At 46.9% G+C, this 14286-nt stretch carries 13 protein-coding genes; 8 read left to right on the top strand and 5 right to left on the bottom strand.

Going from position 1 to position 14286, the window contains the following annotated elements; genetic code table 11:
- The first annotated feature begins 34 nt into the window (after positions 1–34).
- Entirely contained in the window at positions 35–1564 is a 1530-nt protein-coding gene (gene gltX / locus ACMXI2_RS30405) for a glutamate--tRNA ligase (protein WP_483779596.1), read from the top strand.
- A 54-nt stretch (positions 1565–1618) separates the two neighbouring features.
- Here gltX and vapC read toward each other — a convergent pair whose 3' ends face one another.
- The 3 genes from vapC to ACMXI2_RS30420 all read right to left on the bottom strand — a co-directional run bounded on the left by vapC (position 1619) and on the right by ACMXI2_RS30420 (position 3990).
- On the bottom strand, positions 1619–2029 hold the full coding sequence (gene vapC / locus ACMXI2_RS30410; RefSeq protein WP_079469750.1) for a type II toxin-antitoxin system VapC family toxin: 411 nt from the start codon (positions 2027–2029) through the stop codon (positions 1619–1621).
- 2 nt (positions 2030–2031) lie between these two features.
- Entirely contained in the window at positions 2032–2223 is a 192-nt protein-coding gene (locus tag ACMXI2_RS30415; protein WP_079470074.1) for a type II toxin-antitoxin system VapB family antitoxin, read from the bottom strand.
- Positions 2224–2319: 96 nt separating this feature from the next.
- Positions 2320–3990 carry a glutamine--tRNA ligase/YqeY domain fusion protein gene (locus tag ACMXI2_RS30420; RefSeq protein WP_483779597.1) on the bottom strand — a complete coding sequence of 557 codons (1671 nt, stop codon included), beginning with the start codon at positions 3988–3990 and terminating at the stop codon, positions 2320–2322.
- A gap of 93 nt (positions 3991–4083) precedes the next feature.
- Here ACMXI2_RS30420 and ACMXI2_RS30425 point away from each other — a divergent pair, with 93 nt between their 5' ends.
- From ACMXI2_RS30425 to ACMXI2_RS30455, 7 genes are all read left to right on the top strand, one after another.
- Positions 4084–4503, top strand: coding sequence for a cobalamin B12-binding domain-containing protein (locus ACMXI2_RS30425; RefSeq protein ID WP_483779598.1), 420 nt, complete (start codon positions 4084–4086; stop codon positions 4501–4503).
- A 93-nt stretch (positions 4504–4596) separates the two neighbouring features.
- Positions 4597–5427 (top strand): hypothetical protein, encoded by an 831-nt coding sequence (locus ACMXI2_RS30430; RefSeq protein WP_483779599.1) that lies wholly within the window; start codon positions 4597–4599, stop codon positions 5425–5427.
- 95 nt (positions 5428–5522) lie between these two features.
- On the top strand, positions 5523–6269 hold the full coding sequence (locus ACMXI2_RS30435) for a porin family protein (protein ID WP_483779600.1): 747 nt from the start codon (positions 5523–5525) through the stop codon (positions 6267–6269).
- 27 nt (positions 6270–6296) lie between these two features.
- Positions 6297–7472, top strand: a complete 1176-nt coding sequence (locus ACMXI2_RS30440) for a S41 family peptidase (RefSeq protein ID WP_483779601.1) — start codon at positions 6297–6299, stop codon at positions 7470–7472.
- Between the two features lie 43 nt (positions 7473–7515).
- On the top strand, positions 7516–8292 hold the full coding sequence (locus ACMXI2_RS30445) for an enoyl-CoA hydratase/isomerase family protein (protein WP_483779602.1): 777 nt from the start codon (positions 7516–7518) through the stop codon (positions 8290–8292).
- A gap of 52 nt (positions 8293–8344) precedes the next feature.
- Positions 8345–9745, top strand: a complete 1401-nt coding sequence (gene fumC, locus ACMXI2_RS30450) for a class II fumarate hydratase (protein WP_483779603.1) — start codon at positions 8345–8347, stop codon at positions 9743–9745.
- 86 nt (positions 9746–9831) lie between these two features.
- The gene (locus tag ACMXI2_RS30455; protein ID WP_483779604.1) at positions 9832–10821 is read left to right on the top strand and encodes a 2-hydroxyacid dehydrogenase; all 990 of its coding nucleotides are present in this window, start codon (positions 9832–9834) and stop codon (positions 10819–10821) included.
- A 110-nt stretch (positions 10822–10931) separates the two neighbouring features.
- Here the strand turns inward: ACMXI2_RS30455 and ACMXI2_RS30460 are convergent, their stop codons facing one another.
- Positions 10932–11120 carry a hypothetical protein gene (locus tag ACMXI2_RS30460; protein WP_483779605.1) on the bottom strand — a complete coding sequence of 63 codons (189 nt, stop codon included), beginning with the start codon at positions 11118–11120 and terminating at the stop codon, positions 10932–10934.
- A 73-nt stretch (positions 11121–11193) separates the two neighbouring features.
- Positions 11194–14052, bottom strand: a complete 2859-nt coding sequence (locus tag ACMXI2_RS30465) for a TonB-dependent receptor (RefSeq protein ID WP_483779606.1) — start codon at positions 14050–14052, stop codon at positions 11194–11196.
- Positions 14053–14286: the final 234 nt, after the last annotated feature.

Below are 14286 nucleotides of genomic sequence, written 5' to 3' on the forward strand. Positions count from 1 at the left end.
CCACCTAAAAGCTAAATCCTTATCTTTGCGGCCTATGGATCACAAAAAAGTAAGAGTGCGTTTTGCGCCCAGTCCTACTGGTGGCCTACATCTTGGAGGTGTACGCACTGTATTGTTCAACTATTTATTTGCGAAGCAGCATAAAGGCGATTTTGTGCTGCGTATAGAAGATACAGACCAAACCCGTTACGTTCCCGGAGCGGAAGAGTATATCAATGAATGTTTGCGTTGGTGCGGCCTTACTCCTGACGAAAGTCCGGAAGCAGGCGGACCGTTTGCTCCTTACCGTCAGAGTGAGCGTAAGCATTTATACCGTCAATATGCGGAACAGCTGGTAAAAGCCGGTCATGCCTACTACGCTTTCGATACCCCGGAAGAACTGGAAAGTATGCGTGAGCGCCTGAAAACGCCGGAGAATCCTTCTCCCCAATACAACCATATTGTACGGGCAAAAATGCGCAATTCCCTTACGCTCTCCGATGCAGAAGTACAGGAGCTGCTGGTGAAGAATACGCCGCATGTTATCCGTATAAATATGCCTGCCAATGAAGAAGTTACTTTTACCGACCTGGTTCGTGGAGAAGTGACCTTTCATACTTCGCAGGTAGATGATAAAGTTTTGCTGAAAGCAGATGGTATGCCTACCTATCACCTTGCTGTGGTAGTAGACGATTATCTCATGAAAATAACCCACGCTTTCCGTGGAGAAGAATGGCTGCCGTCGGCGCCGGTACATCTCCTGCTGTGGAAGTTCCTGGGCTGGGAAGCGGATATGCCGCAATGGGCGCATCTTCCACTGATCCTGAAACCGGATGGCAATGGTAAACTGAGCAAACGCGACGGCGATCGTTTAGGCTTCCCCGTATACGCCATGAACTGGACAGACCCTGTGAGCAAAGAAGTAACGAAAGGTTTCCGTGAACGCGGTTTCCTGCCGGAAGCATTTATTAATATGCTGGCTATGCTGGGCTGGAACGATGGTACTGAACAGGAAATTTTCTCCCTGGATGAACTGATCCAGAAGTTCTCCCTGGAACGTGTGCATAAGGCCGGCGCTAAATTCGATTTTGAAAAAGCCAAATGGTTTAACCATCAGTATATTCATCACAAAGACAATGAAAGCCTGGCAGCCTTATTCCAGCCGGTGCTGGACGAAAAAGGAGTTACCGCCGATCGGGCTTATGTAGCTACCGTAGCAGGGTTGGTAAAAGAACGCTGCTATTTTGTGAATGAAATATGGGATCACGGATTTTTCTTCTTCCAAAGTCCGGACAGCTATGATGAAGCTGCGGTGAAACCAAAATGGAATGCCGATAAAGAAGCATTTTTCCATGCATGGTCTGAACAGCTGGAGGCATTGTCTGCCGCTCCTGCAGCCGATCTGGAGGCTGCCTTCAAAGCGTTGGCTGCTGAAAAGAATCTTAAAATGGGAGATGTGCAACTGCCGTTCCGCATTATGCTGACCGGTGGTAAATTCGGCCCTCCCGTATTTGATATTGTGGCTACGCTCGGTGTAGCGGAAACCCGTAACAGGATCGCAAAGGGACTGGAGGCGTTTAAGTAGAATTGTTATTAGTTTCAAATAGATTAAGGCTAAGCGATGAAGAGTCGCTTAGCCTTAATTATTTCTCCACGTTTTTAATCCTGAATATGTGCTGATCAGCTCAAAGTCGCTGTCGTTGTGCACCACTTCCAGATCAAAGCTCAGTGCATAAAAAGCGATTACACAATCGTTGCTTTTGCGAATGGTAACACCTTTTTTGCGGAGTGAGCGGAATAATGCAGAGGCGCCCATAGCGACAGCCATATGGGCTATTTCCAACTTGGTGTGCCAGGATAGAATATCCTTCATTTTTTTGTGTTGCGCATCATCTCTGATTCCTTGTAAAAATTCCTGCGCAACAACAGGAACAAGTGGTGTTTCAAACTTATTTTTCAGATAATAGCTTAAAAGAAGGGTTTGCGGAGTTTCTTTTCTTTTTGCATAGTCAATCCAAACGGATGTGTCAAAAATGAGTGGGTTATTCATAACTACTTATACTTTTCATTTAAGTTATCATCCCAATAAATTTTACCTTTCATATCAAGGAGTTCCCGGTTCTTAACGCCTAAGATATACTCCCTCAGCGCTTCGTTTACCACTTCCTCTTTGGTTTTACCCTTGTTAAGCTTCATCGCTTCTTTGATCAGCTTATCATCTAAATCTATATTGGTTTTAGCCATATAAAGTGATTTACTATAAATAAAAATACATATAATAATACACATAAAAAGGCCGGACAGTAACTGCCCGGCCTCCACTATCTTTAAAAAAAATATTTATTTTCCTTTGGCGCTTTCTTTTGCCCAGGCATCTTTCAGGGTTACGGTCCTGTTGAACACTACTTTTTCAGAAGTGCTGTCTTTATCCACTACAAAGTAACCCTTGCGCAGGAACTGGAAACGTTCACCGGGAGTAGCCTGCAGCAAACCTGGTTCTACATACGCCTGTTTGATGACGTGCAGTGAATCCGGGTTGATGAGCGTTTTGAAGTCGGCTTCTTCTGCCTGTGGATTTTCCACCGTAAAGAGGCGGTCGTAAATCCTTACTTCGGCGGTGGCAGCATGTGCTGCACTTACCCAGTGAATGGTGCCTTTAACGGTTAAGCCGCTCTGGTCGCCACCACTTTTGCTTTCGGGCAGATAGGTGGCGTAAATGGTAGTGATGTTGCCATCGGCATCTTTTTCAAAGCTTTCGCCTTTGATGATATAGGCATTTTTCAGACGTACCATCAGGCCGGGACCGAGGCGGAAGAACTTTTTAGGAGGCGCCTCCATGAAGTCTTCCCGCTCAATATACAGGGTATTACTGAAGGGCAGGGTACGGGAGCCTGCGTTTTCATCTTCAGGGTTATTGTCGGCGGCCATTTCTTCTACCTGTTCTTCGGGGTAGTTGGTGATCACCAGTTTTACCGGGTCCAGTACAGCCATTACGCGGTTGGCGGTTCTGTTCAGCTCCTCGCGGATACAGAATTCCAGCAGGCCGAGTTCAATCATGTTATCACGTTTCTGTACGCCTACACGTTCGCAGAGCTGGCGGATGCTGGCGGGAGTATAACCGCGGCGGCGCAGGCCACTGATAGTAGGCATGCGGGGATCGTCCCATCCGTTCACATGACCTTCTTCCACCAGTTGTTTCAGTTTTCGTTTACTCATCACCGTATAAGTGAGGTTTAAACGCGCAAACTCGTACTGGTGGCTGGGGAAGATGTCCAGTTCTTTTATGAACCAGTCGTACAGCGGGCGATGCGGGATGAACTCCAGTGTGCAGATGGAATGGGTAATATGTTCGATGCTATCGCTTTGTCCGTGCGCAAAATCATACATCGGGTAGATGCACCATTTGTCGCCGGTACGGTGGTGATGGGCATGTTTAATACGATACATGAGCGGGTCGCGCATGTGCATGTTAGGCGAAGCCAGGTCTGCTTTGGCGCGGAGTGTTTTTTCGCCGTCTTTGAATTCGCCTTTGCGCATCCGCTCAAACAGGTCCAGGTTTTCCGCTACAGAGCGGCTCCTGGCTGGAGTGGGCGTGCCGGGTACGGTGGGGGTACCTTTGGCGGCGGCAATTTCGTCGGCACTGGCATCTTCTACATAGGCCAGTCCTTTTTCTATCATTTTTACGGCAAATGCGTAGAGTTGTTCAAAATAGTCGGAGGCATACAATTCCTTCTCCCACTCGAATCCCAGCCAGCGGATATCCTCTTTGATAGAATCCACGTATTCAGTATCTTCTGTTACCGGGTTGGTATCATCGAAGCGGAGATTGGTTTTCCCATTGTATTTCTGGGCCAGTCCAAAGTTCAGCACGATGGATTTGGCATGACCTATATGCAGGTAGCCATTGGGTTCCGGCGGAAAACGGGTCAGTACCCTTCCGTCGTTAACGCCGTTCGCTATGTCTTCTTCAACAATTTGTTCTATAAAGTTGAGAGATCTTTCTTCGCTCATAATGATTTTATCTTGGACGGCAAATGTACAAAAAAGCGGAGAGCTTAAGCTTTCTGCTTTTTCGTACATTTACTTCCTTAATATGATAATGGTATGGTCAACCCGTTAAATCGTCCTGTTCGTGTATTGGTAGCTAAAGTGGGCCTGGATGGCCACGACAGGGGCGCAAAAGTAATTGCGGCAGCACTGCGGGATGCCGGAATGGAGGTAATATATACCGGCTTACGCCAAACCCCGGAAATGGTAGTGAATGCCGCCCTGCAGGAAGATGTGGACGCTATTGGCATCAGTATCCTCTCCGGCGCCCATATGACCGTATTCCCCAAGATCATTGCCCGGATGAAGGAAAAGGGTATGAACGACGTACTGCTGACCGGTGGCGGTATTATCCCCGATGCCGATATGGAAACGCTGCAGGAAATGGGGGTAGGGAAACTGTTCCCTCCCGGTACCAATACTAAAGATATTTCCGAGTATATCACCGGCTGGGTGGCCAGTCACAGGAATTTTTAAAAATATTTCCCCATTGCCGTAACATTTTCTGAACCGGGTCGTCTTTAATGGAAATAGTCCACCAAATATCTAAAAAACCATAACACCCGTATTATGAAATGTAAGTTATGCCCGTTATTCCTGCTACTGTTGACATTGTGTTGTAGTGTATTTGCCCAGGATAAAAAAGATTCAGCCAATGCTGCTGCCCCCGCCGATACTACTGGCGCAAAAACCGTTTTTTCCATCATTTTCGGAAAATATCCCAAACACCGGGAAGGGGTATACGTAACCCACGGTGGCGATGGCCCCCTGCTGTCCTTTGCTTCTATGAAAGAAAACGGGGAGCACATACGCAATATCCCACGGTTTACCCTCTTTCTTAATGTGGGCTCTAACTTTAATAAAGACTTCTCCAAAAACTTTGGTGTATTTACAGGCATCAACATCAAAAATATTGGCCTGATCTCCAAACCTACCGACTCCCTGAAGCTGAAGCAGCGTGTGTATACGCTCGGTATCCCGGTGGGTATAAAGATCGGGGATGTTACTTCCGGCAGTTTCTTCTTTTTTGCCGGTGGAGAAATAGACATGGCTGTTAATTATAAAGAGAAACAATTTGTAGATGGCGATAAGGTCCATAAATTCAATGAATGGTTCAGCGACCGTACGCCACTGCTGATGCCTTCCCTGTTTGCCGGGTTCCGCATTAACCCCGGCTTCGGACTGAAAGTGCAATACTACCCGCAGAATTTCTTTAACCAGGACTTTAAAACAAAAGATAAAGCTGGTAACCCCGTTTATCCTTATAAGAACTTAGAGGCAAATATGATGTTCGTTACGCTCAATTATAACTTTAGCGGTATCGATTACTTTAAAGTAAAGAGAAAAAGACACTATATGAAGATGAAAAACGGCAAAGCAGAGTTTGAAGTAAATTATTAAGAAATATATCCGCTATTTTTGGCAAACCGGAACTAATTGTAAAATTAGTTCCGGTTTTTTTTGTCGACAGCAGTTATCACCAAAATGAGAACCATATGAAACGGAAACTATGCTTATTCGTCGCGCTATTCCTATGCGCGTATGGCACCCATGCGCAATTTGAAGTCGGGATTTCAGGAGGCTACAACCGGAATTACCTGCATACCAGCACCGGGTACAGGGCCTTTACAAAGTATGATGATCTGGGTGGTTTTGTAGTAGGGATTCCTATTCAATACCATTTCAACGACTGGCTGGCTATCGAAGCCGATCCTTCTTACATTCAGAAAAATTATGAGCAAAGCAGGGATCACTTCTTTGAAGGTATTTATCAAAAAAATACCAACAATTATATCCAGCTGCCATTGATGGCGCACTTCTCTTTCGGAGGCAGTAAACTGAGAGGGTTTTTTAACGCCGGTGGTTATGCCGCGTATTGGATGAGCAGCCGCATTAAAGGCGCAATGGCCAATGTTTTTGACGGCGGATCGGAGATCCCGGACAATGAACAGGTGTACGACTATCTGCAGTTTAACCAGGCTTACAAATACGACGAAAAGTACACCTTCGACAGCCGCCGTGATCGTCGTATTGAACTCGGGCTGCTGGCAGGCGCCGGCATAGAATACTGGCTACAACAGAAATACCGTTTCTTTGTAGAAGCCCGCTATTATTATGGCCTGTCGGATCAGCAGAAAAATTACATGATCAATCAGATCCCCCGATACAACGATACTTATGTGATCCAGGCCGGATGCATGTTTAACATCAGAAACATCGTCCACGGTTCTTCCGCTGAATAAAATTTGTTAACAGTTAATCTTACTGAGATGAAACATCTTAATGTATATATTATTGCCCTGATCGCGGTATGCGTATCAGCTTCCTGCCGCAAAGACTTACCCGAAATAAATGATCCTGCCAACACTATCTCCGGAAATTTCAGCGAAGTATTTGACTCTTACTGGAACGGAATGAATAACAACTATGTGTTCTGGGATATAGATACCACCGATTGGGACCGGGTATACAAACAGTATAAACCGCTGTTTGCAAAATTAAATCTCAATGATTCAACGGATGTCAGGAAAGGATATACTTATTTTAAGGAGATGACCGCCGGCCTGGTGGATTCCCACTACGATCTTACATTCAAAGATTCCTGGTTAGCGGATTCTTTCAGTATCAACCCGGCATACCAGCGTAAAGTGGCCAGCCCGGATTATCATGATCCTATCAGCATCTTCCATTTTTACAACGATGTTCCCCGTGGGTATCTTGATGCCGGCGCTGTGAGAGGCTTTACCAACGTGGGTACAACCGCGCAGTATGTGGCGGTTTCCGGTACTATCAACCAGGACATCCTGTATTTCTTTTTCAGCGGATTTAACCTGAAAACACTGTATAACACAGATACGGCCAATGGTGTGAAAACAGTAGAGCAGTATTTCTTTGATAAGCTGAAAAATACAGCCAACATTAAAGGCGTGATCATCGATGTACGTGGCAATGGTGGCGGAGATCTGGCAGATCTTAATTTTTTATTGGGAAGAATGATCGACAAGCAGCTGGATTTTGGCTATACCCGCTCCAAGCAGGGCAATGGCCGGTTGGACTATTCGCCGTGGGCGCCGGCTTTTGTAACGCCACAGGCGGGTGCACGGAATATTACAGCGCCTATTGTGATGCTGGCAGATGCCTGGTCCGTAAGTATGGCGGAAATGACCACTATGGCAGTGAAATCGCTGCCCAACGGCCATTTTGTAGGAGAACGTACCTGGGGAGCCAATGGTCCGCTGACCAGCAACGTATATTATAACGGCGGGCAATTCTCCACTGATTATATCAACCTGGTGTATACATCGTCGCTGATGCTGAAATACCGCGATGGGGAGATTTATGAAGGTGTTGGATTTCCACCGGATGTAGAAGTGAAATATGATGCTGCTGCCCTGGAAACCGGGCGGGATAAGCAACTGGAGGCGGCTATCGGGCTGATTCGTTAGGTTATTGAATATTGCTTAATATTGATAAACTAAAATACGGCACATGTATCAGACGTTAAGCACACAATTGGAAAACAATATCCTCACAATCACCATCAACCGCCCGGAAAAATTGAATGCCCTCAACCAGCAGGTACTGGCTGATCTGGCGCTGGCTGTGGATGAAATATACAGTAACCGGCAAATCAAGGGCGCCATTATTACCGGCGCTGGTGAAAAGGCTTTTGTGGCAGGTGCAGATATCAGCGAGTTCCTTACTTTATCAGATAAACAGGGAGAAGAGCTGGCCAAGAAAGGCCATGTGATTTTCCAGCGTATAGAAAACAGCCCCAAGCCCATCATAGCCGCCGTAAACGGATTTGCATTGGGCGGGGGCTGCGAACTGGCGATGGCCTGTCACTTCCGGATTGCCAGTGAAAATGCAAAATTTGGCCAGCCGGAAGTAAACCTCGGGCTCATTCCCGGCTATGGCGGTACCCAGCGTCTTACGCTGCTGATAGGAAAAGGAAAAGCCCTGGAACTGATGCTCACCGGGGATATGATCAATGCTACGGAAGCACAGGCATGGGGACTGGTAAACCATGTTTTAAAGCCCGAAGAATTGCTGCCCAAAGCCGTTTCCATCTTACAAAAAATACAAACAAAAGCGCCACTGGCGGTAACCCGCGTGATTAAATGCGCTAACGCCGCACTGGATAAGGACCAGGATGGCTTTGAGCTGGAACTGAAAGAATTCGGGGCCTGCTTCGCTACAAAAGATCTGCAGGAAGGCGCCGCCGCCTTTATTCAGAAAAGACAGGCGAATTTTACAGGGGAATAGCTTGCTGCCCAATCCGTAAAGCCGTACTTTTGTAGCCTTAAAAGTTTAAGTCATGGAATTCAGAATAGAGAAAGACACAATGGGCGAGGTTAAAGTGCCTGTAAATGCCTATTATGGCGCTCAAACACAGCGCTCCATTGAAAATTTCAAGATCGCACAGGATATCAACAAAATGCCGAAGGAAATTATCAAGGCATTCGCTTACCTGAAGAAAGCGGCAGCTATCACCAACCTCGAAGCAGGTGTACTGCCTAAGGAAAAAAGTGATCTGATTGGTCAGGTTTGCGATGAAATCCTGGAAGGTAAACTGGACGATCAGTTTCCGCTGGTAGTATGGCAAACAGGCTCCGGTACACAATCTAACATGAACGTAAACGAAGTGGTGGCTTACCGCGCTCACGTAATTCATGGCGGTCAGCTTACTGATAAGGATAAATTTGTTCACCCGAATGATGATGTGAACAAGTCGCAGTCTTCCAACGACACCTTCCCTACCGCGATGCACATCGCCGCTTACAAAATGCTGCAGGAAGTAACCATTCCCGGTATTACAAAGCTCCGCGATACGCTGGCAAAAAAGGCAGCAGCGTTTAAGAACGTAGTGAAAATTGGCCGTACCCACTTTATGGATGCTACGCCGCTTACACTGGGACAGGAAATCAGCGGCTATGTGGCCCAGCTGAATCATGGCCTGAAGGCAATCAACAATTCACTGGCTCACCTGAGTGAGCTGGCATTGGGTGGTACCGCGGTAGGTACCGGTATCAATACGCCTAAAGGGTATTCTGAAAATGTGGCAAAAAATATTGCCCTGTTAACCGGGTTGCCTTTTATTACTGCTGAGAATAAATTTGAGGCTCTGGCAGCACACGATGCGATCGTTGAAGCACATGGTGCGCTGAAAACAGTTGCTGTAAGTTTAATGAAGATAGCCAACGACATACGCATGCTGAGCTCCGGCCCACGCGCGGGTATCGGCGAAATTCATATTCCCGACAATGAACCGGGGTCGTCTATCATGCCGGGTAAAGTGAACCCAACCCAGTGTGAAGCCCTCACCATGATTGCTGCACAAGTAATGGGTAACGATGTTACCATCAGTATCGGCGGTTCCAACGGTCATTTTGAACTGAATGTATTTAAGCCGGTAATGATCTTCAACTTCCTGCACTCTGCACGCCTCATCGGCGATGGCTGCATAAGCTTCAACGATAAGTGCGCAGAAGGCATTGAGCCTATTGAAGCCAATATCAAAAAACATGTGGAAAACTCCCTGATGCTGGTAACTGCCCTGAATACAAAAATTGGCTACTACAAAGCAGCCGAAATTGCGCAGAAAGCTCACAAGGAAGGAACTACCCTCAAAGAAATGGCTGTGAAACTGGGTTATGTAACCCCGGCTGAATTTGATGAGTGGGTAGTGCCCGCAAACATGGTAGGAGAAATCAAGTAATACAGATCATATTTATGGAAGAAAAGAGTCCCGCTAATAACGGGGCTCTTTTTTTATTACCTTCAATACAAATAAGCCCAACGATCATGGACATACTTTTTTTCAGCGCACAGCCATACGATATTCATTACTTCAACCAGAGCAATCAGCAGGGAGCGCACCATTTCCGGTTCCTCGAGGTGCAGTTAAATGAAGATAATTCTGCCCTGATAAAAGATGAAGCCGTGATCTGTGTATTTGTGAATGATAAAGTGAATGCGGCCGTTATCAATGTGCTTCAGCAAAAGGGAGTACGTCTTATTGCATTACGTTGCGCCGGCTTTAATAATGTAGATCTGAAAGCCGCCGCAGCAGCAGGAATTAAGGTAGTACGGGTGCCGGCCTATTCGCCCCATGCGGTGGCAGAACATGCGGTGACTTTACTCCTCGCCCTGAACCGGAAAATATATAAATCGTATAACCGTGTACGTGACGGCAATTTTACACTGAGCGGACTGGAAGGTTTTGATCTCTTTGGTAAAACGATCGGTGTGGTGGGTACGGGTAATATCGGCGCCGTGTTTTGCAGGATCATGCTGGGCTTTGGATGTAAGGTGTATGCACATGATATTTATGAGAACGAAGAACTGATGGAACTTGGTGTAAAGTATGTATCGCTGGATGCTATTTTTGCACAGTCGGATGTGATATCACTGCATTGCCCGCTGATGGAGAGTACGCGGCATATGGTTAATGCAAACTCCATTGCATCCATGAAGATGGGTGTAGTGTTGATCAATACCAGTCGTGGTGGATTGATAGATACTGCCTCGGTGGTAGAAGCGCTTAAAGACAGCCATATCAGCGCGCTTGGAATAGATGTGTATGAGCAGGAAGAACACCTGTTTTTTCAGAACTTCTCCGGAAGTATTATCCAGGACGATGTATTATCAAGATTAACTACTTTTCCTAATGTGCTGGTAACTGCCCACCAGGGCTTTTTTACAAAAGAAGCGCTTACGCAGATATCAGAGGTAACGTTGAGTAATATACGTAGTTTTGAAAAAAACGAAGTGTTGTTAAACGAAGTGAAGTAGGGTAGCAATCATTGTACGAAGACTCAATATTATAATGAGGATACCTACTATAATCATCAGTGGTTTGCGTTTTATTCTCCGCACCAGGATGGCTGCAAAAGGAGAAGCGATCACCCGCCGATTACCAGGCCCACAATTACCTGCCAGCTGGAGATACCGGTGAAGATCAGGAAGGTGTAGCACTGGAAGCCATGCCCAACGCACCGTCTGCCAGTTGTGCGCATAATCTGCCACCATTTGAAGGAGGGCTGCGGCTTTTCGGTGACGGCGCCAGCAACGGCTGTTGTACGTGTAGTCATGCCAGTTATATTTAAGTAGTTTTTAAAACAGGGGATGCAGTAATATAACTGCATCCCTGTATCTCAGCAACTATTATTTCCTCTGAAAAACATTGTCGTATGTTAACGCCAGGTAGTACAATCCGCCAATGGTTGGACCGCCTACATACTGGAAGTATTTAGCGTTCAGGATATTGGATGCTCCCAGTTTAAAGGATGTTTTGATCTTCGGTACGCGGTAGGTAATCTGTGCGTCTACAGTGTTGTAGGACGGCACATCGCCGTTACCAAAGAGGTTCTGCCAGTAGAAAGTATTCTGCCAGTGCCATACCACGTTGAAGCCAATGTTTTTATACACGTTGCGGTTACCTAAGCTCACGTTGGTAAACCAGTCGGGCGTATTAAAGCCGGGGATCAGCGCATCATCTTTTGTTTTGTCCTGCGCCAGTTTGTTGTAGTTGGCGTTACCGCTGATGGTGTAGTTTTTATACAGATCGTAGGTAACGGCTACCGCGAAGCCGTAGTTGTTTACGGTGGATTTACTGTTGGTCCATACGCGGTAGCGATCCTGTAGAGACTTATCCAGCATCTGGTTCAGCACTGTTTGATCGGGATTGTTAACGTTACCTGTTTTGGGTACTACGGCTTCAATCTGACCGATGAAGTGTTTGTAGGCGCTATAGTAGCCATCTACGTCGACAAACAATTTGTTATCGAGCAGTACTGCTTTATAGCCGGCTTCAAACGAAGTGATCTGTTCCGGAACAATGGGATCGAGGTTAGCCACTTTTAGTATACCTGCATTTTTTGCAGCGGCCGCATCTTTGGAGATGTGTTCCGCGTTGATGGTTTTATTTACTGCTACGCCAAATGCATCTACTGAGCTGGTGAGGAAAGAGTTCTTAAAGTAACCGAGTCCTTCTTCAATGAAAGCGAGTCCGCCTACACGTCTTACCTGGCCGTTGTTTACGAAGGAGTAGGCTTCAAATAGTGATGGGAAGCGGAACCCGTTTTGCCAGGAGAGGCGGAAGTTATGTTTGTCTTTGATGCTGTAAACTGCCGCAATGCGTGGGTTTACTTTACCTTCAAATTGTTCGTTTTTATCGTAGCGCAGGGAGCCGGTAAGCTTTAATGCGTCGTTGAAGAACGTTTTGCTGATTTGTGCGAAGCCGCCGTATTTGCCGTACCAGATGTGTTTACCGCCTGGTTCATTGCGTTTGTCGGCAGGGCGGGAGAAATCCACGAAGTTGTTGCCATCGGGGATGATTTCGTAGGTGCGGTAATCGGCGCCTACCAGTACATCAGCGAAGTGGATGTATTTACGCAGGTTCCAGGTGCCTTCCGTGTGGTAGAAGCGGCTCTTTTGGAGGAGAGCGGCGCCGCCACTGGTGTTTTCAGGGTTTTTGGAAGTAGGGTAAATATCCCAGTCGTTGATACTTTTTATTTTGGCTACCTGTGCATCAAATGCGGGGGTGCCGGGCGTCCATCTGCCGGCGTCTGCAAAGGCGCGGGCAGCGGCGTGTGCAGCCACCAGGTCGGAACCTGCGGTGAGCGCGTTGTTCAGCCCGGAGGTATAATCAGCCAGCCATTTTTTATCTGTTTTGAATGATTTTTCGAGGTTATCGGCGAGGGGATTCATGTTATAGGAATCGCCGGTATTTTCAATGGAGATGTAGGACCTCACGGTAAAGTCGGGGTGTACGAGTTCCAGCTTGCCGTTTTGTACGGTTACGCCTCTGAGGCCGATACGGTTACCGCGTTGGAAGAAGCCATCCATTTCGCCGTAGCGGTAGGAAGCAGACAGTTCCAGTTTGTGGGGTAAGCGGAAGTTGAAGGAAACGTCGGCTTTTTTATTCTTAACGGTAAAGTCGCCTACGATATCTTTTTCCCAGTAGCCGGTGCGGTGTACGTTGTAGGCGCGTCCGTCTTTATCAATTACCTGTAGGTTGGAGTTATCGCCATATTTATTCCAGGCGTCGTTGGCGATGTTGCTGGCGCCGCTGAGTTGTGGAAAGTCGGGGTTGGCTTTGGATTGCGGGGAAAAGTCGCTGTGGTTATCAGCGTACCAGTCGGTACCCTGCATGTAGCTCAGGTTAATTTTCCATGCAAACCAGGAAGAGTATTGCTGTGCATAGCGTACAGCCGTTTCCGTGAGTAACTTGGCGCCGCCGTCGTCGCCAACGTGGTTTACGGCTACTTTCTGGTATACGCTTACGCCCTGGTATTGAAAGGGGTTTTTAGTGATGAGGTTGGACATTCCGTTGATGGCGTTCATGCCATACAGGGCGGAAGATGCGCCGGGGGTAACTTCTACGCTGGAAATATCCAGCTCCGTAGGTCCGATGGCGTTACCCAGCGGTACGCCGAGGGTAGCAGCCTGGTTATCCACACCATCTACCAGCTGCATGAAGCGGAAGTTGTTGGGAACGTTGAAACCGCGGGTATTGAATACTTTGAAGGTAAGGCCTGCAGTGGTCATCTGTACGCCTTTCAGATTGCCGAGAGCGTCGTAGAAAGTAGAAGAAGGGGTTTCTTTCAGCGCCCTGATGTCCAGCTTTTCGATGGCTACCGGCGACCGGAGCATTTTTTCCTGCTGACGGGAAGCGGACACTACTACTTCATTTACCAGCAGTGATTGTGTATATAACTGGATGGCCAGTTTGCTGCTGCTGCTTTTTACTTCAAACTCCTGGGGTTGATAGCCTATGAGCCTGATCACCAGCTTCAGCGGAAATTTAGAGTTGGTGGTTACTTCAAAGCTGCCGGTGGTATCTGTTTGAGCGCCGAATGAAGTACCTTTGATTTGTACGGAGGCGCCGGGAAGCGCTACCCCATGATCGTCTGTAATTTTACCCTGAATTACATAAGACCCGTTAAGTTGAGCGTGTACCAGTACCGGACTGAATACCAATATTAAGAACAGGTATTTTGCCAGCATTAAAAACTTTTGCATGTGCTGTAAACATTATTGATTCTGGAATGATAAAAAATGATAAGGGGGATCTTTTACGATGCCATGCCGCAACATCGTGCTGAAAATGAATGATTTGTAAAACATATTATCATATAGTCTATAGAATTAGTAGACAAATATAATCCGGGTATTTTTCATTTCAAAGCAAATGAGGGTATTATTTGGAAAAAGCCAGGGCGGGAACTGCGGCCAGGAGTGCAGGTAGTTTTATAA

This window comes from Chitinophaga sp. G7 BAM 1005, assembly GCF_057126945.1.